We start from the raw sequence: 25,318 nt of genomic DNA on the forward strand, positions 1-25,318 counted from the left end.
CAGGCGGGATTGCAGCACAGATCATCACCCGCTACTCCAACCTGACGGACGTGGTCTGGAACGGCCAGAGCAAAGTCATCCTCAACAACCGCATCATGCCGTACGACAAGAAGTTCTAGGATTGACTCCTGCCCTTGATCGCTCAAGATGAGCTCGGAGGTTAAGATTGAGGCCGATACACTGAAAGGCTGAAATAACCGAAACCCACCGCCCGCTTCCCGAATCAGGGAGAGCGGGCGGTATCATTTGAGCATCCAGCGCACTTTACTGCCTGACGGTGTAACGGCGGACAAAGCCCGCCCTACTTCTTGTTACGCCTCCTGGTTTTGTCCCGCGCTCGGTCCAGCAAGCTCAGCTTTAGCCGAGATGTAGAGCTGTAGGATGGGGGAGCGCAGCGCAACCCATCAATAACGATAGGTTACAAACGCCGTCTTCGACAGCACCCTTCTATTCGGTGCGCGCGGGAACCAGGACCTCCCGGTTGCCGTTGCTTTGCATGGCCGAGACGAGGCCTGCCCGCTCCATTTCTTCAATCAACCGCGCAGCGCGGTTGTAACCAATGCGCAGGTGCCGCTGCACCAGGGAGATGGAAGCGCGTCGAGATCTGAGCACGATGGCGACAGCTTCATCATAAAGCGGGTCACTCTCGGCACCTTCCTGCCCCGCCACCCCATTTTCGCCCCCTCCGCCTTCCTCATCCGATGCGTCAAGCACCCCGTCCACGTACCGCGGCTCACCGTGCTCCTTGAGATATTCCACGACCCGATGCACTTCCTGATCGGCGACGAAAGCGCCGTGAACCCGCTGTGGATACCCGCTTCCAGGAGGCAGATAAAGCATGTCGCCCTGCCCCAGCAGCGCTTCCGCTCCCATCTGGTCCAGGATTGTGCGTGAGTCCACCTTGCTCGATACCTGAAAAGCTACGCGTGTCGGAATATTGGCTTTGATAAGTCCGGTGATCACATCCACGGAAGGCCGCTGAGTGGCGAGAAGCAGATGAACCCCTGCCGCACGCGCCTTCTGTGCAAGCCGGGCAATCAACTCCTCGACTTTCTTGCCCACGACCATCATCAGATCCGCCAGCTCGTCTATCACCACGACAATTACCGGCATCTCCTCCAGCGGTTCCCGTGCTTCCGGAGTGAGGCTCAGCGGATTGAGGATGGGTTTCTCATTCTTGATCGCCTCACGAATTTTCTGGTTATAGCCTTCCAGGTTGCGGACACCAAGCGCGGACATCAGCTTGTAGCGGCGTTCCATTTCAGCGACGCCCCAGCGCAGGGCGCTTGCTGCCTGACGCATGTCGGTAACCACCGGAGCCAGCAGGTGTGGGATGCCTTCATATACCGACAATTCAAGCATCTTCGGGTCCACCAATATCAGCCGTACCTGCTCCGGGGTGGATTTATAGAGGAGGCTCAGTATCATGGCATTGATGGCGACCGACTTACCCGATCCCGTCGTTCCCGCGACAAGTACATGCGGCATTTTCGCCAGGTCTGCCACTATCGGATGTCCACCGATATCCTTGCCAAGGGCAATGGTCAGGGGCGATCCCATATCGGCATAAGCCTGTGAACTGAGAATTTCAGACAAGCGCACGACCTGCCGCTTGGGATTGGGAATTTCCAGACCCATCCAAGTCTTCCCTGGAATGGTCTCGACGACACGAATGCTTACCACTGATAAAGATCGCGCCAGGTCTTTGACCAGATTGAGAATCTGGTTACCTTTCACGCCGACGGCAGGCTCGATCTCATAGCGCGTAATGACAGGACCGGGATATGCCGCCACTACCTTGACCTCTACTCCGAAATCCATCAGTTTCCGCTCGATCAGGCGAGAAGTGAATTCCAGTGTTTCCGTCGACAGAGTTTCCACTTCTTTCTTTGGCGGCTCATCGAGCAGGCGTAATGGCGGCAAAGTGGAATCAGGCAGATCAGGAAAAAGCGGAGTCTGCTTTTGCCTGATCACCTTGCGCGGTTTGGGGAGTGCTGCGACCGGTTGTTCAATGTGTAAAGGCGGGTGTTCCTGCAAGCGCTTTTTTTCCACTTCCACCAGCTCTTCTCGCCTAATGGCGGAAACGGCTCCTACATGACGTTCCCGCCTGCTCCGCCAGCCACGGCCGATAAACAGGAAGACGCTTTCTATACTGCGCCAGATAAACAGGAAAAAACCTTCTATCGAGGCGCCTATCTGCTCTACCAGGCGCAGCCAGGATAGCCCCGTAAATAAACTGAAACCAATTGCAATCAATATCAGGAGTGCCAGCGTTGCGCCAGTAAAGCCCAGTGTCTGGGATAGACTCTTACTGAGCAGGAAACCCAGCACACCTCCCGGCATCTGCGGTAAAACCACCTTGAGGGAGTAGAAACGCAGGGCTTCCATTCCGCTGCTCGCCACGAGTAACAGCAGAAAGCCGACCATCGAAACAAACCACGGGCGGCGGTCGAATATGCTCCCATCGATGCGGCGATACATCCACCATACCAGGAAAAGTAAAAACAGCACTGACCACCAGGCGGAAACACCCAGCAAGTACAGCATCAGGTCGGACAGCCAGGCCCCTACCATGCCGCCGGGATTCTGCGCGGGCCCATCGCCACTGTGCGACCACCCAGGGTCGGCGCGCTCATATCCATAAAATATCAGCACCAGATAGAGTGCAACACCCAGCAGGGCAAGACTCGCCGACTCCCGCAGGAGCCGAGCGACTCTGGGCGGCAAAGGGTCGGGACTGATTTTTTTTGCCATTGGCTTGTTGACGAAGCTCATGGATATAGCAGCAGGAACAGTAACAACATGGATTATATAAGAGTTGGATGGGGGGTTAAAAATAAAACCACTACAGCGGAATAAGCAGCAGGAGGGCTTCCACCTTGCTTCTTATTCCATTGGAATAAATCTTCCTTCCTCCTTCCTTGAGGCCGTTCACTTCGCCAGACATGTCCGAGCCGTTCGAAAAGCTTAGGACATGCTTGCCGCAGGGCTGGTCTGCCCCCCCTCTATCCTTCGAAGCTCAGGGTGAACGGGAATGAGGGATGAAGAGAAGAAGGAGCATTGAAAATGCTAATCTTCAATCGTGCCAGGTTGAGCAACTTCAAGCTTCTCGTCCAGTATCTCGATCCAGTGCTCGACCGGCAGCGCGGCGCCGCTGCGTATATGCATGAGGCAACCTATGTTGGCAGTGGCGATCCGGTCCGGATGGCCGGATTCGAGCGCCGTTACTTTGTTTTTCAGCAACTGCTGCGATAACTCCGGTTGCAGGATCGAGTAGGTCCCTGCGGAGCCACAGCAAAGATGCGCATCCGGCACATAGGTCAAATCAAAGCCGACGGCAGTCAGAATCTTCTCCGCGACACCCCGGATACGCATTCCATGCTGTAAAGTGCAGGGAGAATGGAAAGCAAGCTTCTGCTTCGAGTTTTCCATCCCGGCAGCCGATTTACTGAGAAGAGAAACGAGCGCTGGCATCTCCGCTTCCACGATCTCGCTGATGTCCCTGGTCAACTCTGAAATGCGCGCTGCTTTTTCCGCGTATGCGGGATCATGCCGCAACAGATGACCGTATTCCTTCACTGTCACGCCGCAGCCGCTCGCAGTCATGACAATTGCTTCGATGCCCCTTGTTTCCTCGTTTGCTCCTCCTGTTGCCCGCTCCTTTGTTCCCGGCTTCGCTCCCGGCCCTTTTTCCGTTTCGGGTGCGACATAGGGCCACCATGCATCCACATTGCGGCGCATGTAATCCAGCCCTTCCTGTTGGGCATTGAGATGGTAAGACACCGCGCCACAGCACCCCGCATCCGGAGCGCTGATGAGTGATATGCCGAGCTTATCCAGCACGCGCATGGCAGCAGCATTGATATTGGGTGCCAGCCCCGGTTGAACGCAGCCCTGGAGCACCAGCATCCTGCGCTCATACCGGGCAGCGCGAAGCGACCGGCTTTCTTTCACGAGTGCAGCAGGGATCGAATCCTTCAGACCCTCTGGCAGCAACGGACGGGCAGCCCGGCCTATCTTCAACAAAGATGCAAACAGGCCCGGGTTCGGCAACGCCTGTCGCAACACATATCGCATGCTTCCAGCAACAAGTCCTCGTCCCACCTTCTTTTCGACAATGCCGCGGCCGATATCTAACAAATGGCCGTAACGCACGCCCGACGGGCAAGCTGTCTCGCAAGCGCGGCAGGTGAGGCAACGGTCGAGATGCAATTGCGTCTTTTCCGTCACCGGCTCGCCTTCCAGCATCTGCTTCATCAGATAGATGCGCCCGCGCGGGCTGTCGAGTTCGTCTCCCAGTAATTGATAAGTCGGGCAGGTGGCGAGGCAGAAGCCGCAATGAACGCAGCTTCGCAGTATTGCCTCAGCTTCCTTTCCCTCGGGAGTATCCTTGATGAAATCAGCGAGATTGGTTTGCATTTATAGTTCGGGATATAGACGGCCCGGGTTGAAAATGCGCATCGGGTCAAATTTCTCCTTGAGGCGGCGGTGAATATTCATCATAGCCGGCGGAAGCGGATGAAACACAGCAGCAGCGGGCGTCCGGCTACGGAACAGGGTGGCGTGTCCCCCCACATCCCTTGCGGTCTTGCGGACAAGCGCCTGTACAGCTTCGTTATCCATCCCTGCATCGACTGAGAGCCATCGCAACGCGCCGCCCCACTCGATCAATTGTTTTCCAGGCAAGGACAGGGGAGCAGTAGTCGATTTAATGGACAAGCGCCAGAGCTGCTTTCCTGATCGAAAAAAAGGATGTGCCTGCTCCCGTATCGATTCCCAGAAAGATGTTTCCTCGGTAATTTCTTCTCCTCCCAATACCGCACGCGCCGCACGCACGGCGGAGGTTGCGCCGGACAGCCTTACCGTGAGTTCGCCGTCGCAGAAGCAGGTGGCCGAAACCGGCAGCGGCTTGCCTGCCCAGCGATTCATCATCTCGACAGCTTCGGCTTCACTCATCGATAAACGCAGCGTGCGCTCTTCCGCAGGCAGGGGAAGGACTTTCAGGGAAACTTCCAGCAATAATCCCAATGTACCCAGGGAACCCGCCATTAAACGTGAGATGTCATAGCCGGCCACGTTCTTCATTACCTGGCCGCCAAAGCTCAGATCGTCTCCTCTGCCATCGAGCATGCGCACGCCCAACACGAAATCCCGCACGGCCCCTGCCGAGGCGCGGCGTGGGCCGGATAACCCCGTCGCGATACAGCCGCCCAAGGTGGCAGCAGCCCCGAAATGCGGTGGCTCAAACGCAAGCATCTGACCACGCCCATTCAATTCGGTTTCCAGTTGCCCCAGGCGGGTGCCCGCCCGAGCCGTGACGACCAGTTCGGTAGGTTCGTAATCCACTATACCTGCATAAGCCGAGGGATCGAGAATGCTCCCCCCCGCCCCGTCTCGCCCTTTGTCCTGCTGGCCATAAAAATCCTTGGTGCCGCCGCTGCGGATACATAGCGGCGCATTAGCCGCCGCAGCGGCGCGAATGCTCGCCGCAAGCTGATCAATGATTTCCTGCATGCGACGTCAGCCTCAGGCAGTGGGGAGTATATGAAATGGGCATGACTTCAAAACCTCGGCAACTGGGGGAATTTCTCTTTGCCCCGATGCACGTGCATCGCTCCCTGCTCCGCGCAGCGCCGCAGGGTAGGTATGGCTTTTCCGGGATTCAATAAGCTCTCAGGATCAAAAGCCGCTTTTACCGCATGGAACATTTCCAGCTCACCTGTCTTGAATTGGGAACACATCTGGTTGATCTTTTCAATGCCGACGCCGTGCTCACCGGTAATGGTTCCTCCAGCCTCTATGCACATCCTGAGTATTTTTGCCCCGAATTCCTCGGTCAATTCCAGCTCTCCCGGATGACTGGCATCGTAAAGAATCAGCGGATGCAGGTTACCGTCACCCGCATGAAAGACATTCATGCAACGCAGCCCGTATTCAGCAGAAAGCGCTTCGATTCCGGCCAGCACGCTTGCGAGATTCTTGCGCGGGATGGTGCCGTCCATGCAATAGTAATCAGGGGAAACCCGGCCTGCGGCAGGAAAAGCCGCCTTCCGTCCCGCCCAGAACCTGACGCGCTCGGCTTCGTCGCGGGAGATCCTGACTTCCGTTGCGCCGCTTTGCCGCATAATCTCGTCGATGCGTTCGATCTCCTCCGCCACCTCTTCTTCCGCGCCGTCGGATTCGCATAACAGGATCGCAGCCGCTTCGGTGTTATAGCCAGCGTGGACATACTCTTCCACTGCCCCGGTCGTGATCCTGTCCATCATTTCCATTCCGGCCGGGATGATGCCGGCGCCGATCACATTCGCTACCGCATTCCCCGCATCGCGGATGTCCTCAAATGCAGCCAGGACAACTTGGGCTTTCTCCGGGCGGGGAGTCAGTTTCACCGTCACCTCGGTCACGATACCCAGCATGCCTTCACTGCCCGTCATGAGCGCCAGCAGGTCGTAGCCGGGAGCATCCAGACCGTCACTACCAATTTCGAGAAGTTCGCCTTCAATGGTCAAGACACGCAGTTTGAGAATGTTGTGAACGGTCAGTCCGTATTTCAGGCAGTGCACGCCTCCGGAGTTTTCCGCTACGTTACCCCCGATGGAACAGGCGATCTGGGAGGAAGGATCAGGCGCGTAATACAGTCCATAAGGGGCCGCAGCTTCGCTGATCGCAAGGTTGCGCACGCCTGGCTGCACCCTTGCCGTACGCGCTGCCGCATCGATCCCCAGTATGCTTTTCAGCTTCGCCAGCGACAACAGCATCCCCTGCGGGTGCGGCAAGGCACCACCGGAGAGGCCAGTGCCCGCCCCGCGAGCGACCGCAGGAATCTTCAATGCATGACAGACCTTCAGAATTTCCGCTACTTCATCTTCAGTCCGCGGCAGCGCCACGATCATGGGCGTTTGCCGATAAGCGGACAGGCCATCGCACTCGTACGGCCTCACGTCTTCGGTCTCATGCAGCACCGATTCCACAGGCAGAAAGGTCCGAAGCTTTTTTACAAGTTCGAGGGCGTCGTTCATAAGGTCATTGCCGCCAATTCAACTCATTCAACTCATGGTTCATCATGCGAGTCTTCCGGGGGCTTGATCTCATGATTCGCCAGTTTTTCCAGCATCCGTACCATGGCAGAACTATCCCATCCGGCACCGCCATGCGCGATGCACCCATTCAGCAGTTCCTGAGCCGTCGCCGTACCGGGCAGGCTCACGCCCAATGCTCGCGCATTGGACAAAGCAAGACCCAGATCCTTCCGGTGCAGTTCGACGCGAAACCCGGGTTCAAACGCGCGCTCGATCATGCGCTCGCCGTGTACTTCCAGCACGCGGGAGTATGCGAAACCGCCCATTAACGCCTGGCGTACTTTCCGCACATCGGCACCCGCTTTCGAGGCAAACAACAGACCTTCGCCCACCGCCTCGATAGTAAGCGCGGCGATGATCTGATTGGCAAGCTTGCAAACCTGGCCCGTGCCATTGGGACCGATCAGGGTTATCGTTTTACCCATTAGCTCAAGAACCGGCTTCACTTGCTCAAATGCCGGGGGAGTGGCGCCGACCATGATGGTGAGAGTGGCATTCCGTGCGCCGATATCTCCGCCCGAAACGGGCGCATCCACGTACTCGCACCCAAGCTCATTGATTGCATGGGCAAATTTCCGCGTCTCAGCTGGCGAGATAGTGCTCATGTCTATCACAATCCTGCCTTTACTTCGCGCGGTATTCAATCCCTCCGCGACCCCGTCATCACCAAACAGCACCCGCTCCACATCATCTGTGTCCGGAAGCATGGTAATGATAATGTCAGCATTCTGCGCGACTTCAGCCGGTGAAGAGCAGGCTTGCCCGCCCTGCGTGAGCAATTCTGCTGGCACACCGCTGCGGGAATGCAGAAATAAGGTATGGCCGCCCCTCATCAGATGGCTCGCCATCGGCTTACCCATGATACCAAGACCGATGAAACCAATTTTCGTTCTGCCCGTCATACCCGTACCTATGTGCTGACCGCGTCAGTGATTATTCACTTTCGCTACTCTCCCACTCGTTCCCTGCCTTCCGATTTTCGCATGAGTCTGAGCTCGTCTGGTGTAAACTTTAGATGTCTGACGGAAATGGCGGGAAACATGAGCATATTCGTCTCAATTTTTTTCTCAGGCTCTGGAGCAAAAACATTACTGGCAGGCTGGAATTTTCCGGCACATCAAAAATCAAATCGACATTTTGGAGAAATCTACTCTGGAGCAGAAATGACTGCATTTCAAAAATATCGCAGTAATCCTTACCGTATCGTCCATGGCGATACGGTCCCCAACACGGAACATTGAACGCAGCGCGAATCGAAACCGGAGCAGCTTCAGCAACCATTGCAGTACGAGCAGCAACGTCAACAGGGCAAAAACTCAAGCATGAGCACACAACCAATCGTCATTATTGGCAGCGGCCTTGGCGGCTACACCGTCGCACGGGAATTCCGCAAACTGGATACTACAACCCCCGTTCTGATCATTTCCGCGGATCACGGCGGCTTCTATTCCAAGCCGATGCTTTCGAATGCCCTGGCGACAGGCAAAACACCTGCCTCCATAGTCACCGCGAGCGCGGAGAAAATGGCCGAGCAGCTTAAGCTGACAATTCGGCCTTATAGCCGCGTAAGCGCTATTGATCCATCCAGCAAAACAATAACTCTACAGGATGGAGAGAAAGTTTCATACAGCAAGCTCGTTCTGGCCATGGGAGCCAATCCAATCCGCTTGCCGCTGGAAGGAGAAGGTGCGAAAGACATTCTTTCAGTCAACGATCTGGAGGATTACCAGCGGCTGTGCGACGCCCTGGGAGGAAAAAAGGACGTCACCATCCTTGGGGCCGGCCTGATCGGCTGTGAGTTTGCGAATGATCTGACGGCAGCAGGTTATCGGGTAAGGGTAATCGATATCAGTGTCCACCCGCTGGGTCGGCTTCTGCCCCAGACTGGAGGTGCTTTCATGCAACGCAGGCTCGAAGCTGCCGGTGTCGTTTTTCACCTGGGCGCCGCAACCGAATACGTGGAACGGATCCATGAAAGTTTTCACCTGACTCTTGCCAACGGGGAAACGCTGCAGACCGATATCGTGCTTTCCGCCGTCGGGTTGCGCCCACGCACCACCCTCGCCCAGGCTGCGGGCCTGGGGGTGAACCGGGGAATAGTGGTAAATCGCTCCTTGCAGACGCACAATGAGGACATTTACGCGTTGGGCGATTGCGCAGAGGTGGAAGGCAGAATTTTACCCTTCGTCATGCCGATCATGCATGCCGCCCGCGGGCTGGCGTCGACTCTCGCTGAAACGCCCACTCCGATACGCTATCCGGCGATGCCTGTCCTGGTTAAAACGCCAGCCTGCCCGGCCGTCGTATCGCCGCCCGCAGCGGGTGCGCAGGGCGAATGGCTAGTGGAGGAAGATGAAAGCGGCGTGAAGGCCCTGTACAAAACCGCCGAGGGCAAACTGCTCGGCTACGCCCTGCTAGGAGCGGCAACCAAGGAAAAGAATGCACTGGCTGCCGAGCTGCCGGCGGTAATGGAGTAGCCGGAGATCATACTTTAGGTTGAATCTCGGGAGCATGCATCTCCCCTCTCTGCATCACTGGCTCTAGCTCTGGCCCTGGCCCTGACACACCGGAGTCTATCCACAACTGTTCCAGTTGCGGTTGCAAGAACCTTTATAGAGAACCTGGACTCGATCTTGTGCCTTCCTCTTTCTCCGAATGCCCGGCGAAGGGATGGCGCAGCAAGCAGACGCGCTAACGCATGTGCGAGTCCTACGATATCACCAGAGTTTACCAGTAGGCCCTCTTGTCCTTCCGTTACCACCTCGGGCATGCCTCCAACAGGGGTAGTCACAATGGGAATCCCCCAGGACATCGCTTCCAGGATCGCCATAGGTACCCCTTCGTGGTATGAAGGAAGTACAAAGATAGCTGCTCGAGCGAGCAAATGATCTTTTTCTGCTTTACCAAGCCACCCCGCAAACAGAATCTTGTCACTGACACCCAGTTCTTCCGACAACATCTGGGCCCGCTGCAGTTAGCCATCGCCCCCGATAACTAACCTGAAATTTTCGCTCAGTAACGCCACCGCTCGAATCAGGTCAAATGTACCCTTACGCTTACCAACCTGACCAAGAAATAATATAAGAGGGGGATCACATAAATCGCTGCTACTTTCGTCTATCTCTTTCTCGCGTAACACCGGAGCAGGTAGCGGTACGGAGTTAAAAAGAATTACTGTACGTGTAGCAGGAGAAATCTTCTTGATATCTTTAGCCCAACCAGGGGATAAGGCAATAACATATAGCGCTCGCGATAGCAGAAATCTGATTAACTTTTTTCTACATTCTCCGCACTCCTGCTCAAAAAAATCAACGAAATCTGGACTGTTGAAGACATGTGCACATGAAGCAATCCAATCTGACCAGTAACCAGCATGTAGAGTAACTGCAGCATCGCTACTCCTGCCGCATATGCTTTGGCAAATCTGGAACCCTGCACATGCGTCATCACTACATACTTGACCTTCCATTTCTTCAGCACCCCGCAATCTTCGTAGTTGCCGACCACGGTCGCGATTCCACCATGTGCTTCAGGCGATGTTCCGAGCATTACGATTGTCTTGTACTTTCCTTTTTTTATCATAATCGATTCAACTAAACCGCGAGTGAATAAGCAGATTTATTAGTCCCGCGCCATGGCCGGGGACTATCGTGTTTATTTATCTTTTTTGTGGGATGGGCAATAATAGCCATTAACGCCCCCCTGAAAGGCTCTGCGTATGCGTTTGATTATTGCTTTGTTCCTCCCTTGGCTAACCTTCTTCACAATCGGCCGGCCCATTACGGGCGTTATCTGTTTGCTTCTGCAAATAACGCTTATCGGCTGGATTCCTGCGACGATTTGGGCAGTGTACGCATTGAGCCAGTATAAGACGGACCAAAAAATTGAAAAAGCTCTCGGTCAAAAACGTGCAGATCCTCCGTAAGAGGTGATAACACGATCAGTTCTTTACCAATCGTCATGCGCCGAGGTCAGGAGTTAGAGGGATAGCCTGCTTCTATTTCCCACTTTGATGCAATCAAGCTTGATCTGGCGAGACGCTGTCTTCTTTAAGCGTTCGTTCTCTTCCTGCAATTGTTTGAGCTGTCTTGCCTGCGCTGTCCAGCCCCGCTTACTGCTTCTTCCAGCGGTAAAACGTCTGTTCGGAAATACCAATGCGGCAAATCAACTCGGCAACCGGCATCCCAGCTTCCGTTTCCTTCAATACCGCAACAACCTGCTCCACGCTGAACTGTTTCGTCTTCATGCAAAATCCCTTCCCAAAGGTAAGTTTTGCCGAAAACTAACATTGCCGCTGGCTACATTTTTGTGGGACCCATCAAATCTGAACTACTACATTTTTAATACCGCCGCCGCATTGAGCTTTACCCCCTATTCCGTGCTTAGCGGACCTGGAAAAATTCCTGATACCCGTAACTCGTTTCTCAAGGAAATTATCTACTCGTCTATGATTCCTGACACTCTTCCTTTTGGGAAGCTTGCTTCGATAGAAAGAATCTCGTGATTGAGATTGTCCGGGTTGCCTTACGGCGCCCATATACATTCATCGTACTGGCACTTCTCCTCCTGATTCTGGGACCCCTTACAGTTTTTCGGACTCCAACCGATATCTTCCCGGATATTCGTATTCCAGTAATTGCGGTTGTATGGCAATACACTGGCTTGCCCCCGGACGAGATGGCGGGACGTATTACTACGCTGTTTCAGCGTTCATTGACGACGACAGTCAATGACATTGAGCATATCGAAGCGAATTCTTATGTGGGTTCTGGAATTGTCAAAATCTTTTTTCAGCCTGGCGTAGACATAGCAGTCGCCAATGCTCAAGTTACAGCGATCTCGCAAACCGTGGTGCGGCAGATGCCCCAGGGAACAACGCCGCCACTGATTCTCAACTATAACGCCGCAACAGTCCCCATCCTTCAGCTCGCGCTATCCGGCAAGGGTATGTCCGAGCAGGCTCTCGCTGACCTTGCCATGAACACCATCCGCCTGCGGCTGGTGACGGTACCCGGCGCTGCGATTCCGTTTCCATATGGCGGAAAAACCCGGCAGATACAGATTGATCTCGATCAGGAAGCACTGCAAGCACGCGGGTTAAGCGCACAGGATGTGGGAAACGCCCTTGCCGCACAAAACCTGGTTACACCAATAGGTACACAGAAAATAGAGGCATTTGAGTACACGCTTCAACTGAACAATGTGGCCACCGCAATCGAGGATCTCGGTGATCTCCCCATCAAGGTTGTCAACGGCGCAACAATCTATATCCGTGATGTGGCGCATATTCGTGACGGCAATGCGCCGCAGACCAATATCGTGCACGTCGATGGCACGCGCTCTGTGGTAATGACCATATTGAAAAACGGCATGACATCCACACTTGCCATCGTTGCTGGTATTCGCGCCAAGCTGGATGAAATAAAGCCTGCTCTGCCGGAGAATCTCGAGATCAAGCCCATCAATGACCAATCGTTTTTCGTGCGGGCGGCAATCAATGGGGTGGTGCTGGAAGGGGCTATCGCGGCTGTATTGACAAGCATCATGATACTGTTGTTTCTCGGCAGCTGGCGTTCAACGGTAATCGTGGCGGTATCGATCCCCTTATCGATTCTCGGAGCCATCATCTGCCTTGCAGCCTTGGGGGAAACAATCAACATCATGACACTCGGCGGACTTGCTCTTGCTGTTGGCATACTTATCGATGATGCAACCGTGACGATCGAGAGTATCAATCTACATCTGGAACAGGGGAAAGAAGTTGAGGAAGCGATCATGGATGGAGCTGCGCAGATCGCGACACCGGCTTTTGTGTCCTTATTGTGTATCTGTATCGTTTTTGTGCCGATGTTCTTTCTGGAAGGAGTTGCGCGCTTTCTATTCATACCACTGGCAATGTCAGTCATGTTTTCAGTTGCGTGGTCTTTCATTCTCTCTCGCACTCTTGTCCCAACCATGTCCAAGTATTTATTGCATCCGCATTCATCCTGGGACGAGAGCCAATCATCACGCAATCCGCTAGTACATTTTCAGCGCCGCTTCGAAGCACGCTTTGAACATTTTCGAGCCCGTTACCGTGAATATCTTGAATTTACGCTGGCACACCGGTACCCGTTCATATGTGGATTTCTCGTATTCGTGCTTGCTTCTTTTTTATTGTTACCCTTTTTAGGGGAAAATTTCTTTCCTGCAGTGGACAGCGGCCAGATTCTGATGCATGTGCGTACCCCGGTTGGCACTCGTGTGGAGGAGAGTGCCAATCAACTTGCTCAGATCCAGAAATCCATCCGGGAAATCATTCCACCCGATGAAATCGACGTAATGGTGGACAATATCGGTCTTCCCCCGAGTAGCATCAACTTGACCTACAACAACACGGGGGTAATGGGTACTCAGGACGGGGATATCCAGATTGCGCTGAATCCCGGGCATCAACGTACCGAAGATTATGTGCGCAAGCTGCGCGAAGAGTTGCCGCGCCGGTTTCCAGGGGTGGCATTTTCATTTCCCCCGGCTGATATCGTAAGCCAAATCCTGAATTTCGGTTCGCCTGCGCCGGTCGAACTGCAGATACGCGGCACCGACCTGGAGGCAAATTTTGACTATGCCGGATCGTTGCTGCCTAAAATCAGAGCAATTCCTGGCGTTGTGGATGTTCGTATCCAGCAATCCCGCAGGAGACCTGTTTTTAACGTAGATGTTGACCGAACTCGTGCACAGGAAATGGGAATTACCATGCGTGATGTCACGAATAGTTTGGTGGCCAATCTCGCTGGCAGCAGTCAAGTGGCGCCCACTTTCTGGCTAAATCCCCAGAACGGCGTGCAATATCCGATAGTGATGCAAACACCGCAGTATCGCCTCGATACACTCGGCGCCCTTGCAGGCATTCCGATCGGGGGTATTGACGGCAATTCACAAGTGCTTGGCGGGCTTGCCAGTCTCACGCGCACCAGCGGTAATGCATTGGTCAGCCAATATGATATTCAACCGATGGTGCAAATCCATGCGACGACGCAAGGAAGAGATCTCGGTGCGGTGGCAAGTGACCTTCGTCGCATCCTTGCCGATACTGCAGGTGAGGTGCCAAAAGGGTCAAGAATCTTACTGCTTGGCCAGGTAAAAACCATGGAAAGTGCTTTCTCCGGATTGTTGTTTGGTTTGCTTGGCGCAATCGTATTTATCTATCTGCTGATTGTAGTGAACTTCCAGTCCTGGACTGATCCATTCGTTATCATCACCGCATTGCCTGCTGCGCTCGCTGGAATCGTATGGATGCTGTTCATTACACACACTCCAATCTCGGTGCCAGTCTTAACCGGCGCAATCATGTGTATGGGTGTAGCAACCTCGAATAGCGTGCTGATGATCAGTTTCGCGCGGGAACGGTTAAATGCGATTGGAGACGCTACTGCAGCTGCGCTGGAAGCCGGCTTCGTGCGTTGTCGACCAGTCCTGATGACCGCTCTTGCGATGGTCATAGGGATGCTACCTATGGCGTTAGGTCTTGGCGAGGGCGGTGAGCAGAATGCCCCGCTTGGCCGGGCTGTGATTGGAGGCCTGATTTTTGCCACAGTTGCAACGCTGATCTTCATTCCTGTCGTTTTTAGCGTTATACATGAACGGCATTCCAGGAAACGCATATCTGCCACCTTCGACGCCCTAGAAGCCGATGCTACCTGACTCTTCCGGGTCCCGAATCTCAACTCGGAGACTCCTTGTTCTTGGTACAGCTGCGATGATCATCATCGTTGCTATAGTTACAATTGGTCTTATCAGTCGTGTCTCTGCAAGCAAGCAGCTTCGCAGCTGGACCAGTGAACAGGCAATTCCCGTTGTCGCAGTCATCACACCCGGCATGCAGGAAAACACTACATCCCTTGATCTACCTGGTCGCCTGCAGCCATATTCCCGCGCAATCCTATATGCACGCGTGAATGGCTATCTGAAAAGCTGGAAAGCGGATATCGGGACTCAGGTGAAGGCCGGCCAATTACTTGCCGAGATCGAGACGCCAGACCTCGATCAGCAGTTGTTACAGGCAAAGGCTGATCTTGCCAGTTCAGAGGCGACCGCATCGCTGGCAAAGACTACCGCGGAACGCTGGGAAGCATTATTGAATTCCGGCTATGTTTCAAAGCAGGCGGCCGCGGAAAAAACAGGTGATTTCATGACCAAGCAAGCATTGGTTAATGCTGCTCGTGCAAATGTAAATGGCCTGCAAGTATTGAAATCTTTTGCGCGTATCGTTGCACCGTTTGACGGGCTCATCACTGCCCGACTAACAGACATCGGTGCACTCATAAACAGCGGCAGTGGAACAGGGCAAGAGCTTTTCGAGGTGTCGAGTACAACAATATTGCGTGTATATGTCAATGTGCCGCAGGTTTACGTACCCGACATTTCCCCCGGCACCAAGGTAACTATCGCTGTGCCGGAGCATCCGGACAAGACTTATACTGCTGCTGTTGTTGCATCGGCACAAGCTGTCAATAATGTGTCCGGTGCGACCCAGATACAAATCCAGATCGATAATGCGAGGAGAGAGTTACTTCCAGGTGGATTTGCAAATGTGAATTTCAGGTTACCTAATAATAGGCCTACGATGAGCGTACCGGCAAGTGCTCTGATATTCAACAAAGCAGGTTTAAGTGTGGCAACGATTGGCCTTGATGACAGAGTTGTACTGAAACCTGTCATGATCATGCGTGATTTGGGCAAACTCGTTGAACTCAGCGCAGGTTTGAAGCCCGATGATCGTATTATCGAAAATCCACCGGATGGAATTTCAAACGGAGACAGAGTTCGTATCAACAGTATTTCTTCACGAAACTGATAATGAAAGTGTGGGGCAGTGGAGGATACGTTTCCTAGGCTTTCTTATATCCTCATTTTTTCATTGAGGGGCCAGACCAGCTCCGCTGAGAATGCCACCCCCGCGAATGCCATTCCCAAGGTGGTACGGGTGATTCATATGACCCCAATCCTCGCTTTGCAGCGCGCGCTTCTTCCTGAAGCTGAACGAGTTCCCCGTCCTTCACCGATTGGTCTGCTACCCATGCCATTCCTCGCCGTACCTGCTCGGCGTTAACGTTCACTGCATTGCACTTAACCTTTGCCAACATGCGCCCATAGTAATCTTTGCTTATCGAACTGAGTTCTGCTTCTACCCAGAAGCATAAGTCATGGAGGGATTGCCTGGAATCAATAGCAAATGGCTGATTTCCTTCCGGGGCGTCTACCTCTGCCAGGCGTACCCTTACCAGCTCCTGATTTATAACAGCGCTGATCGAGTCACCATCAACAATACTGACTGCTTTTGCTCGTATTATTTCATCGGCAGAGGCAGCAGCTGAAAGAGGCAAGGCAACAAGGCTTGAGAGCGCAATGATCGCCGAGACCATCATTACTTTGAAGGGAAGTTGCTCGGGCCGCAGATACATTCTTTCAGTAGAGAGGAGTATTGCCGCAAGAATGGGAACAAGTTTTTTCTTCATGGCGGCGTGTCCTTTCAAGCGCAACTCACTTATAAAAAAGCTGCACTTCCTATAAGTTCACTTTGGAGCAGGTTTATCGAATTCCCCTGATACTCCTTATAGCCTCGCAGGAGGACACTACTTCCTACACACCAGCTCCAGCACTGTCTCCCCTATAGTGCCTGCTATCACCTTTGTTACTGGCCCCTCCTCTATTGAGGAGGACATGATATCTCCTCTACCTCCATACTGTGAATAGTGCGTGCTTTGCCTGGCGTAATATGACCTGTTTTTGCAATTGTACCTGTATAGAAACTTGGTCGACTTGGAGGGAGTCCTGGTATTTGGGAAGTCGGACATTTCCCAAACATCCACAGTATTGCCGTGCCTCCTGATGCTCGGCATATGGACAAAAAAGACTTCCTTGTCAGTTGTCGCCACAACTTTCCATCCTGTCCCGGGGTGAGGATTGTTCAACGTATTATCCTGGCTTCGTGCAACCATGGGGAAAGAAACAGAAATAACCAACAAAACCAGTCCAAATAAATACATCGTCATCATCTGAGTGTAGCGCACGCTACTTCGTACGTCTTGTTATTCTGGTTTAATTCGGCTCACCCTGGCTATCTTGGCAGTCAGGACAATTTCTATGCGGGCACGATCAAGGGCGTTGGCAGATTCTATCAGCAGACCTTCATCGATACCTACTCCAAGTGACCCAAGCCAAACTCGACCAAACTCGACCACGCTGGCCAAGCTCCATGCCAGCAAGACGCCCATTACCGATCTGCTCGATGATCGATGCTACCTTTCTTTGCTGAGCAAGGCATGGGCCTGATCCGCATCTTGACCAGAAGGCACTCAGAGCCCGTGATCAACGACATCGAACACTCAAAAACCAAGGCAAATCATCCGGCGACTAACGGCATTCTTGAGGCATTCTTGAGGCATTCTTGAGGCATTCTTTTAACGATTGCAATTCAAGCCTTAATACCCCTTGGCGCGCATACAGGAAGAATAAGCAGCCTGATACTGCCCATCATGTGATTTAGTCTCATTGAGGCCATAAAGCGTTCCTCCGGCAACGCCTGTTATACTGCCAATCGCAGCGCCCTTGCCGGCACCTTTTCCACCCCCGGCGATCGCTCCACCTGCAGCGCCTACAGCCGCCCCTAGCGCTGCGCCGAGGGCTGCATTCTTGAACACTTCTTCGGCTTTGCTGTTCACCTGCTCGCTTGCATAGCGGTTGCATTCATTCATGACGGACTGAGACGGGTAGGACGAACGTACCGGCTGTGGGGGATACGCCGCCGGGGGAGCATAGGAAGGGGGAGGCGGAACCGCAGCTGCGGTATTCTGGTTCGATTGCGTTACTCTGGCGCGTTTTGGAGGCTCAGGTGCAGCTTGCGCGGCTTGCGTCGATTCGGGAACTGAAGCAACAGGCTTTTTCTCTGCCTCGGAAACCGGAGTTTCGCCGGGAGAGGAAACCGCCTCAGCCTGGGCCACAGGAACCGCGGGCTCAGGCCTGGAATCGGAATCGCGTCCCGTGATGAACAGAGTTGATGCAACGCTTGCGCCCACCAGCAATATTCCAATTGTTGCAAACTTCCAATAGTTAACTGCTTCGTTCGACATCACATTTCCTTCCAAAAAGTCTTTTTCTGCTGCTGCTCCTGGTCTTTCCTGCCGCCTTTCGTCGCTTAAGGGCGTCTAAAGGCGTCAAAGGATGCCTAAGGGCGATTCCTAGTAATCCGTGCCCTTGCCATGGCCTTTGTGCCCGCTGTGGTTGTCATGGTTGCTGTGGTTGCTATGGCCCTTGTGTCCCTTACTGGATTTATCCTTCTTGCCCTTGTCGCTGCTCTCATGATCATGAGGACTTTTATGCTTGCCTTTTCCGGCGTGATCTCCATCGTCCGCTTCATGCCCATTTCCCTGACCATCCTGGAGTCTCCGGTCGGCACGATCCTGTCCGCGTGCTGCTCCTGTCGACCACTGCGCGTTCGAGTTCTCCATGCCGTGCTGGCCCATGTGCTCGGGGGCCATTCCTCCGGAGTTTGCATGTTCAGTTCCCCCTCCCGTTTGATGCCCTTCGTGCTTTCCGCCGCCGTTCCGTGCCAGTACCGGGTTTGCGTACGCAATTGCCGCCGCCAGCAATATTGCCAAAATCCGCATCTTCATTCCCTCTTGTTGAAATTGTTTGAACTGAATTTACATCTCACTCGTGGCGATTATCTTCGTGTGTTGCCGTGATAGCTATTGGACTTAAGTACAGTGTTACAAGACAGGCTATCTGATAAATAACCCTGATTGCTCCTCCTGCACTCTCCAATAACGTGATACTACCTCGTCCGTTTACCGCCAGAGAGAATATTGTGAAATTTTTGTGAATTTTCTGTAATCACAAGACAACCGATTTGAAAGTGACGCGTTATACCTTCTGCAGGTTGAAATAGTGGGGCTCGGCTCTTCGTTAATTACTACTTTGGAATGGAGATCTTCATGACAAAAATAAAATTGGGATGCTTTGCACTCATGCTGTTCATCGCAGTTCCCTTGAGTCCTGCATGGGCCGGCAGAGGGCACGGACATGGTCATGGGCACCACCATCATGGGCATCATCACCATCGCCACGGCGGAGGTGGGGGTTGGGGCTATGGAGTCGGGATCGGTCTGGGGCTGGGCCTGCTGGGTTACGGCCTGAGTTCCTATGCTCGCAGCCCCTCGTATCCACCTGCCTACAGTTATCCTCCGGCGGGGTATGGATCCGGTTACGGGTATGCGCCTGTCGTCTCAGTTCCCGCTGCTCCGCCTGTCTATATCCAGCAAGGGGTCGTGCAGGCACCACCACAGGCTCAGGCCTCAAACTACTGGCATTATTGCCGGAACCCGGAAGGCTACTATCCTTACGTGAAAAACTGCCCCGGTGGATGGCTGCAAGTCGCACCCCAGCCTGTGCAATAGCAAATTGCCATGATTACTCCCCCTGCGTCTCCACCGCGGCAGGGTAAGGTTTTTAGTTTTGATGGGCCTTATCATCGAACCGTCTGCCAGTCCTGATATACCCTGAGTCAAGCAATGCGCCGCAGCGAGTAAGGCGGCGTATTTCAGCAGGTTGCCGCAAATTTGCTTTAATGAATTGATGAATCGGCAGTTTGCGGCAGCCACTTTCGGCGCATTGATTTATTTCGGTTGTGTTATTCCGCTGTCAGCTGCGGAATATGAGGCCTTGCGCCAGAAAATGGTGAGGGAAGTGATTGCCGCATCCGGTAATTCTCCTCCCGGAGCAAGTATTGTAGCGGCAATGGAAAAAGTAGAGCGTCATCGCTTCGTACCTGCCTGGCTCTCCATATTTGCGTATCGCAATCATCCACTCCCGATCGGCCACGGACAGACAATCTCACAACCCCTCATCGTCGCGCGGATGACCGAACTGCTGAAGCTCAAGAAAGACGACAAGGTTCTTGAGATCGGCACAGGCTCGGGTTATCAGGCTGCTGTCCTGGCGGAGATCGCAAAATCGGTTTATACCATTGAAATCATCGAGCCGCTGGCAAACGAAGCTGCGCGAAGATTTCAATCGCTGGGCTACGACAATGTGAAGACCCGCATAGGGGATGGTTATTACGGCTGGCCGGAAGCGGCGCCGTTTGATGCCATCCTGGTAACGGCTGCCGCCAGTCATGTGCCTCCTCCTCTGCTCAAGCAACTGAAGCCCGGCGGACGCATGGTAGTGCCATTGGGCGCACCTTTCATGACCCAGTACCTGATGCTGGTGGAGAAACAGCCGGACGGTTCAGTTACCACCCGTCAAATTGTCCCGGTTCGTTTCGTTCCGCTCAGGGGCGGGCATTGATCATCATGTCCTTGCCGCGTCCGCCCTTTATTGCCATCGGACTGCTCTCCGCCTGCGTACTGGCATATGAGGTATTGCTCACGCGCTTGTTCAGCATCGTGCTGTGGCACCATTTTGCCTACATGATCATCAGCGCGGCGATGCTGGGCTACGGAGCGAGTGGCACGGCTCTCACACTGTCACGAGAAAAAATTGCCGGGTACATAGGCCCTATCTATCTCGCAGCCGCCATCGGCCTCGCTTTTCTCATGCCCGCGGCGTTTCTGCTGGCACAGGAAGTCCCATTCAACCCCCTCGAACTGCTATGGGATCCATTCCAGTTGACGCGCCTGCTCTCCATTTATCTGCTCATGATGCTGCCCTTCTTCTGCGCGGGAACAGGTATCGGCCTCATCCTGTCGCACTTTGGACAGCAGGCCGGGCGCATCTACGCCTTCGATATTGTGGGGGGGGGAATAGGCAGTGTGTGTGTTATCGGCGTGCTGTTTCTTATACCACCACACAACCTGCTTATCGTCCTCGCCGCGCTGGCCCTGTTTGCCGCCGCTATCGCTACAGTCGAGATGAGGATACGACCCGAGTGGCTGGGGATTGCCCTTCTCGGGCTGGCTTTCCTGGTATTGCTGGCAATTCCCCCCGGCTGGTTCCGTGTGCATCCTTCCCCTTACAAGGATTTGAGTCAAGCCCTGAATATTACGGGCGCGCAGGTGATCGGGGAACGTTCCAGTCCACTGGGACAGATTGCGGTCGTGGAAAGCCCGCGCGTTCCTTTCCGTTATGCGCCTGGCATGAGTCTTAATGCGCTGGAAGAACCGCCGGATCAGTTGGGCATATTCGTGGATGGAGACGGTCCCTCCGTGCTGACGCGCTTTGATGGCCGACGTGAGCCACTATCCTATCTCGACCAGCTTACCTCGGCGCTACCTTACCATGTGCTGCAACGGCCTCACGCCGGCCCGCATGTGCTGGTGTTGGGAGCAGGAGCGGGCAGCGACGTTCTGCAGGCCCTCTACCATGGCGCGATCAGGATCGATGCGATAGAACTCGACCGCAACATCATCAATCTCGTCGAGGAGCGCTTCCATTACTTTGGGGGAGATATTTACACATTGCCCCAGGTGCATATACACGCGGCGGAAGCGCGCGGCTTTGTTAATGCAACCCGCAGCCGCTACGATCTGGTTCAGGTCGCCCTGCTGGATTCGTTTGGTGTTGCCGCCGCGGGTGTTTACGGCCTGAGTGAAAACTACCTTTATACCGTGGAAGCGTTTCAAACCTATCTGAGAAGGCTGACGCCGGACGGAGTGCTGACCATTACGCGCTGGCTGACCTTACCACCGCGAGACGCCCTGAAATTATTCGCGACAGCGATAACCGCACTGGAGCGAAGCGGTGTAGACGATCCAGGAGCGCGCCTTGTAATGATAAGGGGCTGGAAAACGGTCACGCTGCTTGTGAAGCACAGCAATTTCACGGTGGCGGAGATCGAAGCGATCAGGAAATTCTGCCGCGAGCACTCATTCGACATAGCCTATTACCCGGAAATGCGACCTGAGGAAGCAAATCGCTACAACGTGCTGGCGCAGCCCTACTTCTTCGAGGGAGCAACCGCATTGCTGGGCGAGGATCGCCAAGCCTTTATCGACCGGTATAAATTCTTTATTGAGCCTGCCACCGACGATCAGCCTTTTTTTTTCCGTTTCTTCAAGTGGGATTCACTGCGCGAACTGCTCGCCCTGCGGGAACAGGGAGGCATGCCGCTTCTGGATTGGAGCTATCCACTGCTGGTGGCAACACTGATCCAGGCGTTCGTTGCGAGCGCTGTTCTCATTCTGGCGCCACTTCTGGCCTCAAAGGCACGTCGAGCACTGCCTCCCGCAAAAGTTGCTTTGTACTTCCTTGCCATCGGCCTGGCTTTCATGTTCATGGAAATTGCATTCATCCAGAAATTTATACTGTTTCTCGCTCACCCGTTATATGCGATCGCCGTCGTATTGTGCGCATTTCTGGTATTTGCCGGCGTGGGAAGCTGGCTTGCCGGGCGGTTGCAAAAGCGGTTTCGAAGGAGTGGACATATGACTGTTGCAGTAATGGCAATAGGAGTCCTTGCACTGCTCTATCTCGCTATCCTGCCCAGCCTGTTTGATACGCTGATCCATTTATCCGATCCGGCAAAAATTGCTATTTCGGTAGCGTTGATCGCGCCGCTTGCGTTTTGCATGGGCATGCCCTTTCCAACCGGAACGATGAGGTTAGCTTTCACTGCACACGAGGCGATCCCCTGGGCGTGGGCAATCAACGGCTTCGCCTCCGTCGTGGGAGCAGTACTTGCCACTTTACTGGCTATTCACCTGGGGTTCGCCTTCGTGATCCTGTTGGCGGTAGCGATCTATAGCTTGGCTGCGTTTGTGTTGAGAGGGTTTCCGCAGGGAGTCGCGGAGTAGGCTGGAACTCCTTTGTCACCTCAGCAACCTGCGCTGGCCAAGCATTGTTCGCCCTTCCCAAGCAATGCTGGATGCATTCGCCCTCTACGAGCCTATCCCGAATACCGGTCCACCCCCTTCAACAGATCCTCCTGAGACCTTTCTTCTTTTAATTAACCAAGCAAGATTAAAACGAGTGATAAACAGAGCGAGACGGAGATTCCAGCGAAATTATTGCCAGACTCTTTCTCAAGCTCTTCTGTAAGAGATTATATACATCCAGGTCAAAGCTCAGGGATGAGCGCGCCTGTAAAAGATCCTCAAGCTCTTCGCCGTTCTGCACAGTGCCGAGGTGACACCACTTCTCAAACACATGAAGTTGGCTGCGACCGGAAACTTCATTAAATTCACGAAAGCCAATTCTGCCGGGATAGGGCCAGGGTTTCAGGCGAAGCGGGATCAGCGCCTGTTTGAGACGCAGATAGTGGAGATCTGCCGATTCCTTGCCGGCGCAGACCCCATCACAACGTTTGATCTGATGGGCAAAACAGGCGCTCCCAGCACGAGCCCCCTGGGCACTTGCACCTTCGACTCCAATCACACGCGGGCACAATCTGTTGTCGAGGGTGATCTTGCGAAGCGCATCCATGGCTGCCTTTTTCGAGCGAAAGAAGCCGAAGAGATGGTCGAATCTCGCCGGATCAATGGCATCTTCCGTTACGATGTTTATCAAGGGAACTTGATCGGGTCCACCTGCCAGGCTCAGTGAGAACAAGGTGCGGATCGAACGTAAACGCCGGTTATGGATCGGCTGGCGTTCCTTGATCAGGCTCGATTCCAGCAGCAGGGCGCCCAGCTCGCCTGCCGTTTCTATCCATTCCACGCGGTTTACCTGCTGACCGATACGCATTGCCTTGCTGGATGAATGATCGCCGCTGAAGTGCGATATGACACGCGAGCGGAGTGTAACGCTTTTGCCGATATAGAGCGGCAAATTGTTTTCGCCGTAGAAGAGATATACGCCTGCACTATCCGGAATCTCGTCCAAAAAGGCTGCGTCCAGACCGGCTGGCAGACTCGGCCCTTTCAGCAAGGCGGCAACTTCGTCCAGAACCCGTTTCTCCCCTAATTCGCGTTTAGCCAACTCAAGATAGGCCATCAGCAGACTCACATCCCCCATGGCACGATGACGGTTGTGGGTTACAAGCGAATGACGCTGCATGATTGCATCAAGACCGTGACTTCTATGCTCCGGATAGAGCCGCCGGGAAAGCTTCACCGTACACATCACCTTTTGCCGGAGTACAGCGCCCAGCCGCCTGAATTCACTCTTGAGGAAACCATGGTCGAATCGCACGTTATGCGCTGCCAGCACCGCCCCCTCAATATAGCCGTACAATTTGTGGGCGATTTCATCGAACGCAGGTGCGTCTTTCACCATTTCATTGGTAATGCCGGTCAGACGGGAAATGAACGGTGGAATACTGACTCCTGGATTAACCAGTGTTTCCCAGCGATCAGTTTCAATTCCGTTTTCGAAGCGTACGAGAGCGACCTCCGTGATACGGTCGTGCAAAGGCGAATCTCCGGTCGTTTCGAGATCCAGGACTACGAAATGAGGCAGGTTGGAAAACATTGGGTTGTCGATCGGTGTCAGAACTGAACGCTCAGCGAAACCAGGAAGAGAAAGCTGCTGAAACCGGCATTGGATTACGTTGCGCTAGCATGAAAACCACTGGCGGTCGCTCAAACTCTGAAGCCTGGGTCGCTGGCCAGATATTTTACCGCGATTCGGAAATTGAAGGCTTGGCTCGTCGAGCAGGTTGCGCTGCTGTAAATTGAAGGTGAGATAGTACCGCTTTGGCTCGATACGACATTCCTATCACTTATGAAATTATCCGGTGCATTACGCACAGTCGCAGTTTTTGAAGCCGCCAAAGGTGCTCTGGTATTGCTGGTTGGATTTGATTTGCTCTCTCTGGTACATCACGACATTCAGCAAGCCGCCGAGCACCTGCTGGCGCGCACTCACCTGAATCCAGCCTCCCGTTACCCCCACATCTTTATTGATATTGCTAACCAGCTCACAAACGCCCGCTTATTGCTGATCGCGGCTGGAGCTGGCGTCTACTCGCTGGCACGATTCATCGAAGCATATGGACTCTGGCGTGCAAAGCGCTGGGCCCAATGGTTTGCGGCTGCAAGTGGCGCGATTTACGTGCCTTTTGAGCTTTTCGAATTGTATGAGCGTGTTACCTGGCTTAGCCTTGGCGCCTTGACGCTGAATCTGGCAATTGTTGCCTTCATGCTCTACCGCCTGCTCCATGCAGAGGGCAAGAAGATAGCCAATGCGTACTTATCGAGCCGCTAGCCGCTTCGATCCGATGCCGCAGGGCGGGACGGGGTCAGGTGCCTCAATCTGGGCGTATCCGTGTTACCGCTTTAAGGGTTCGGAACAGTCATCAGTGTACCGCTCTGCTATGTCTA

Annotated in this window: 21 protein-coding genes and 3 pseudogenes; 11 read left to right on the plus strand and 13 right to left on the minus strand. The window is 53.9% G+C overall.

Features of this window, described 5'->3' with window-relative positions:
* Positions 1-119: pseudogene (locus C8R21_RS16585) on the plus strand (methane monooxygenase/ammonia monooxygenase subunit C); the annotation flags it as partial.
* A gap of 328 nt (positions 120-447) precedes the next feature.
* Here the strand turns inward: C8R21_RS16585 and C8R21_RS04550 are convergent.
* The 5 genes from C8R21_RS04550 to C8R21_RS04570 all read right to left on the minus strand — a co-directional run bounded on the left by C8R21_RS04550 (position 448) and on the right by C8R21_RS04570 (position 7,981).
* Positions 448-2,775, minus strand: a complete 2,328-nt coding sequence (locus C8R21_RS04550; RefSeq protein WP_107761648.1) for a DNA translocase FtsK — start codon at positions 2,773-2,775, stop codon at positions 448-450.
* 294 nt (positions 2,776-3,069) lie between these two features.
* Complete coding sequence (gene glcF, locus C8R21_RS04555) at positions 3,070-4,419, minus strand: glycolate oxidase subunit GlcF (RefSeq protein ID WP_107761649.1); 1,350 nt, start codon at positions 4,417-4,419, stop codon at positions 3,070-3,072.
* Positions 4,420-5,514, minus strand: a complete 1,095-nt coding sequence (glcE, locus tag C8R21_RS04560; protein ID WP_107761650.1) for a glycolate oxidase subunit GlcE — start codon at positions 5,512-5,514, stop codon at positions 4,420-4,422. It abuts the gene before it with no gap.
* Between the two features lie 47 nt (positions 5,515-5,561).
* The gene (locus C8R21_RS04565) at positions 5,562-7,019 is read right to left on the minus strand and encodes an FAD-linked oxidase C-terminal domain-containing protein (protein ID WP_107761651.1); all 1,458 of its coding nucleotides are present in this window, start codon (positions 7,017-7,019) and stop codon (positions 5,562-5,564) included.
* Between the two features lie 32 nt (positions 7,020-7,051).
* A complete protein-coding gene (locus tag C8R21_RS04570; RefSeq protein WP_107761652.1) occupies positions 7,052-7,981 on the minus strand; it encodes a 2-hydroxy-3-oxopropionate reductase in 930 nt (309 codons plus the stop codon).
* A gap of 138 nt (positions 7,982-8,119) precedes the next feature.
* Here C8R21_RS04570 and C8R21_RS04575 point away from each other — a divergent pair, with 138 nt between their 5' ends.
* Together C8R21_RS04575 and C8R21_RS04580 are read left to right on the plus strand one after the other, a co-directional pair.
* Positions 8,120-8,320 carry a hypothetical protein gene (locus C8R21_RS04575; RefSeq protein ID WP_107761653.1) on the plus strand — a complete coding sequence of 67 codons (201 nt, stop codon included), beginning with the start codon at positions 8,120-8,122 and terminating at the stop codon, positions 8,318-8,320.
* A gap of 81 nt (positions 8,321-8,401) precedes the next feature.
* A complete protein-coding gene (locus C8R21_RS04580; protein WP_107761654.1) occupies positions 8,402-9,556 on the plus strand; it encodes an NAD(P)/FAD-dependent oxidoreductase in 1,155 nt (384 codons plus the stop codon).
* A gap of 14 nt (positions 9,557-9,570) precedes the next feature.
* On the opposite strand, the gene C8R21_RS16635 is transcribed toward C8R21_RS04580, so the two are convergent.
* Both C8R21_RS16635 and C8R21_RS04590 read right to left on the minus strand, forming a co-directional pair.
* On the minus strand, positions 9,571-10,038 hold the full coding sequence (locus C8R21_RS16635; RefSeq protein ID WP_107761655.1) for a glycosyltransferase: 468 nt from the start codon (positions 10,036-10,038) through the stop codon (positions 9,571-9,573).
* A gap of 308 nt (positions 10,039-10,346) precedes the next feature.
* The gene (locus C8R21_RS04590) at positions 10,347-10,661 is read right to left on the minus strand and encodes a hypothetical protein (protein ID WP_107761656.1); all 315 of its coding nucleotides are present in this window, start codon (positions 10,659-10,661) and stop codon (positions 10,347-10,349) included.
* Positions 10,662-10,797: 136 nt separating this feature from the next.
* Between C8R21_RS04590 and C8R21_RS04595 the strand changes: the two genes are divergently transcribed.
* Complete coding sequence (locus C8R21_RS04595; RefSeq protein WP_074975983.1) at positions 10,798-11,004, plus strand: YqaE/Pmp3 family membrane protein; 207 nt, start codon at positions 10,798-10,800, stop codon at positions 11,002-11,004.
* 92 nt (positions 11,005-11,096) lie between these two features.
* Here C8R21_RS04595 and C8R21_RS04600 read toward each other — a convergent pair.
* Positions 11,097-11,325 (minus strand): annotated as a pseudogene (locus tag C8R21_RS04600) (transposase); the annotation flags it as partial.
* Between the two features lie 254 nt (positions 11,326-11,579).
* On the opposite strand from C8R21_RS04600, the gene C8R21_RS04605 reads away from it, so the two are divergent.
* The gene (locus C8R21_RS04605; protein ID WP_107761658.1) at positions 11,580-14,762 is read left to right on the plus strand and encodes an efflux RND transporter permease subunit; all 3,183 of its coding nucleotides are present in this window, start codon (positions 11,580-11,582) and stop codon (positions 14,760-14,762) included.
* A gap of 55 nt (positions 14,763-14,817) precedes the next feature.
* Positions 14,818-15,915 (plus strand): efflux RND transporter periplasmic adaptor subunit, encoded by a 1,098-nt coding sequence (locus C8R21_RS04610; RefSeq protein WP_258192254.1) that lies wholly within the window; start codon positions 14,818-14,820, stop codon positions 15,913-15,915.
* 52 nt (positions 15,916-15,967) lie between these two features.
* Here C8R21_RS04610 and C8R21_RS04615 read toward each other — a convergent pair whose 3' ends face one another.
* Together C8R21_RS04615 and C8R21_RS04620 are read right to left on the minus strand one after the other, a co-directional pair.
* Positions 15,968-16,576, minus strand: coding sequence for a thermonuclease family protein (locus C8R21_RS04615; RefSeq protein WP_258192255.1), 609 nt, complete (start codon positions 16,574-16,576; stop codon positions 15,968-15,970).
* Positions 16,577-16,693: 117 nt separating this feature from the next.
* Positions 16,694-17,116, minus strand: coding sequence for a surface-adhesin E family protein (locus C8R21_RS04620; RefSeq protein ID WP_112893035.1), 423 nt, complete (start codon positions 17,114-17,116; stop codon positions 16,694-16,696).
* A 48-nt stretch (positions 17,117-17,164) separates the two neighbouring features.
* Here C8R21_RS04620 and C8R21_RS16370 point away from each other — a divergent pair.
* Positions 17,165-17,497 (plus strand): annotated as a pseudogene (locus tag C8R21_RS16370) (IS481 family transposase); the annotation flags it as partial.
* A 45-nt stretch (positions 17,498-17,542) separates the two neighbouring features.
* Here C8R21_RS16370 and C8R21_RS04630 read toward each other — a convergent pair.
* A complete protein-coding gene (locus C8R21_RS04630) occupies positions 17,543-18,190 on the minus strand; it encodes a hypothetical protein (RefSeq protein ID WP_107761661.1) in 648 nt (215 codons plus the stop codon).
* Positions 18,191-18,298: 108 nt separating this feature from the next.
* Complete coding sequence (locus C8R21_RS04635; RefSeq protein ID WP_107761662.1) at positions 18,299-18,733, minus strand: hypothetical protein; 435 nt, start codon at positions 18,731-18,733, stop codon at positions 18,299-18,301.
* 321 nt (positions 18,734-19,054) lie between these two features.
* Here C8R21_RS04635 and C8R21_RS04640 point away from each other — a divergent pair, with 321 nt between their 5' ends.
* From C8R21_RS04640 to C8R21_RS04650, 3 genes are all read left to right on the plus strand, one after another.
* The gene (locus C8R21_RS04640) at positions 19,055-19,516 is read left to right on the plus strand and encodes a hypothetical protein (RefSeq protein ID WP_258192256.1); all 462 of its coding nucleotides are present in this window, start codon (positions 19,055-19,057) and stop codon (positions 19,514-19,516) included.
* A gap of 178 nt (positions 19,517-19,694) precedes the next feature.
* The gene (locus tag C8R21_RS04645) at positions 19,695-20,408 is read left to right on the plus strand and encodes a protein-L-isoaspartate(D-aspartate) O-methyltransferase (protein ID WP_107761664.1); all 714 of its coding nucleotides are present in this window, start codon (positions 19,695-19,697) and stop codon (positions 20,406-20,408) included.
* Between the two features lie 5 nt (positions 20,409-20,413).
* Positions 20,414-22,852: a spermine/spermidine synthase domain-containing protein gene (locus C8R21_RS04650; RefSeq protein ID WP_107761665.1), complete on the plus strand. Its 2,439-nt coding sequence runs from the start codon at positions 20,414-20,416 to the stop codon at positions 22,850-22,852.
* A gap of 166 nt (positions 22,853-23,018) precedes the next feature.
* Here the strand turns inward: C8R21_RS04650 and C8R21_RS04655 are convergent, their stop codons facing one another.
* Entirely contained in the window at positions 23,019-24,467 is a 1,449-nt protein-coding gene (locus tag C8R21_RS04655) for an exonuclease domain-containing protein (protein ID WP_107761666.1), read from the minus strand.
* A 252-nt stretch (positions 24,468-24,719) separates the two neighbouring features.
* Between C8R21_RS04655 and C8R21_RS04660 the strand changes: the two genes are divergently transcribed.
* Positions 24,720-25,202, plus strand: coding sequence for a DUF2127 domain-containing protein (locus tag C8R21_RS04660; protein ID WP_107761667.1), 483 nt, complete (start codon positions 24,720-24,722; stop codon positions 25,200-25,202).
* The last annotated feature ends 116 nt before the right edge of the window (positions 25,203-25,318 follow it).

Source organism: Nitrosospira multiformis, from assembly GCF_003050865.1.
Lineage (GTDB): Bacteria > Pseudomonadota > Gammaproteobacteria > Burkholderiales > Nitrosomonadaceae > Nitrosospira > Nitrosospira multiformis_E.

What these genes read in the sequence shown, in the direction of transcription:
- C8R21_RS04550 (WP_107761648.1), bottom strand. Translation starts at nt 2,775, where the DNA reads ATGAGCTTCGTCAACAAGCCAATGGCAAAAAAAATCAGTCCCGACCCT.
- glcF (WP_107761649.1), bottom strand. Translation starts at nt 4,419, where the DNA reads ATGCAAACCAATCTCGCTGATTTCATCAAGGATACTCCCGAGGGAAAG.
- glcE (WP_107761650.1), bottom strand. Translation starts at nt 5,514, where the DNA reads ATGCAGGAAATCATTGATCAGCTTGCGGCGAGCATTCGCGCCGCTGCG.
- C8R21_RS04565 (WP_107761651.1), bottom strand. Translation starts at nt 7,019, where the DNA reads ATGAACGACGCCCTCGAACTTGTAAAAAAGCTTCGGACCTTTCTGCCT.
- C8R21_RS04570 (WP_107761652.1), bottom strand. Translation starts at nt 7,981, where the DNA reads ATGACGGGCAGAACGAAAATTGGTTTCATCGGTCTTGGTATCATGGGT.
- C8R21_RS04575 (WP_107761653.1), top strand. Translation starts at nt 8,120, where the DNA reads ATGAGCATATTCGTCTCAATTTTTTTCTCAGGCTCTGGAGCAAAAACA.
- C8R21_RS04580 (WP_107761654.1), top strand. Translation starts at nt 8,402, where the DNA reads ATGAGCACACAACCAATCGTCATTATTGGCAGCGGCCTTGGCGGCTAC.
- C8R21_RS16635 (WP_107761655.1), bottom strand. Translation starts at nt 10,038, where the DNA reads ATGTTGTCGGAAGAACTGGGTGTCAGTGACAAGATTCTGTTTGCGGGG.
- C8R21_RS04590 (WP_107761656.1), bottom strand. Translation starts at nt 10,661, where the DNA reads ATGATAAAAAAAGGAAAGTACAAGACAATCGTAATGCTCGGAACATCG.
- C8R21_RS04595 (WP_074975983.1), top strand. Translation starts at nt 10,798, where the DNA reads ATGCGTTTGATTATTGCTTTGTTCCTCCCTTGGCTAACCTTCTTCACA.
- C8R21_RS04610 (WP_258192254.1), top strand. Translation starts at nt 14,818, where the DNA reads ATGATCATCATCGTTGCTATAGTTACAATTGGTCTTATCAGTCGTGTC.
- C8R21_RS04615 (WP_258192255.1), bottom strand. Translation starts at nt 16,576, where the DNA reads ATGAAGAAAAAACTTGTTCCCATTCTTGCGGCAATACTCCTCTCTACT.
- C8R21_RS04620 (WP_112893035.1), bottom strand. Translation starts at nt 17,116, where the DNA reads ATGATGACGATGTATTTATTTGGACTGGTTTTGTTGGTTATTTCTGTT.
- C8R21_RS04630 (WP_107761661.1), bottom strand. Translation starts at nt 18,190, where the DNA reads ATGTCGAACGAAGCAGTTAACTATTGGAAGTTTGCAACAATTGGAATA.
- C8R21_RS04635 (WP_107761662.1), bottom strand. Translation starts at nt 18,733, where the DNA reads ATGAAGATGCGGATTTTGGCAATATTGCTGGCGGCGGCAATTGCGTAC.
- C8R21_RS04640 (WP_258192256.1), top strand. Translation starts at nt 19,055, where the DNA reads ATGACAAAAATAAAATTGGGATGCTTTGCACTCATGCTGTTCATCGCA.
- C8R21_RS04645 (WP_107761664.1), top strand. Translation starts at nt 19,695, where the DNA reads ATGAATCGGCAGTTTGCGGCAGCCACTTTCGGCGCATTGATTTATTTC.
- C8R21_RS04650 (WP_107761665.1), top strand. Translation starts at nt 20,414, where the DNA reads ATGTCCTTGCCGCGTCCGCCCTTTATTGCCATCGGACTGCTCTCCGCC.
- C8R21_RS04655 (WP_107761666.1), bottom strand. Translation starts at nt 24,467, where the DNA reads ATGTTTTCCAACCTGCCTCATTTCGTAGTCCTGGATCTCGAAACGACC.
- C8R21_RS04660 (WP_107761667.1), top strand. Translation starts at nt 24,720, where the DNA reads ATGAAATTATCCGGTGCATTACGCACAGTCGCAGTTTTTGAAGCCGCC.